The organism is Pedococcus sp. P1_H8 (assembly GCF_056405175.1).
The window spans coordinates 1-444 of the sequence record NZ_JBFUCP010000242.1; the positions used below are offsets into that span (position 1 = coordinate 1).

Genomic DNA, 444 nt, shown 5'->3' on the forward strand with positions numbered 1-444 from the left:
GAGCACGACAGCCGCGTGGTGATCGAGAAGCTGAACGAGCTTCTGCCGACCCTGCGCGAGCGCGCACAGGAGACCGAGGATCTTCGTCGAATTCCCGACGATTCGATCAAGGCCCTTCAGGAGGCCGGCTTCTTCCGTCTTCTGCAGCCCGCCCAGTGGGGCGGCTACGAGGCGAGCCCGGTGGAGTTCTACACCGCGGTCCGCAACATCGCGAGCGCATGCGGCTCGACCGGCTGGGTGGCCGGCATCATCGGCGTGCACAACTGGCACCTCGCGCTGTTCTCGCAGCAGGCGCAGGAGGACGTGTGGGGAGTGGACCGCGACGTCCGGATCTCGTCCTCGTACGCACCGATGGGCGCGGGCACCGCGGTCGACGGCGGGTACCAGGTCTCCGGTGCGTGGGCCTGGTCCTCCGGTTGTGACCACGCCGACTGGGTCGTCGTG

Annotated in this window: 1 protein-coding gene; it reads left to right on the top strand. The window is 68.2% G+C overall.

All coding sequences use genetic code 11. The annotated features are described in order from the left end of the window. Positions 1-15 precede the first annotated feature (15 nt). A partial coding sequence (locus AC1DYG_RS19795) for an acyl-CoA dehydrogenase family protein (RefSeq protein WP_477641555.1) occupies positions 16-444 on the top strand: 429 nt, incomplete at its 3' end.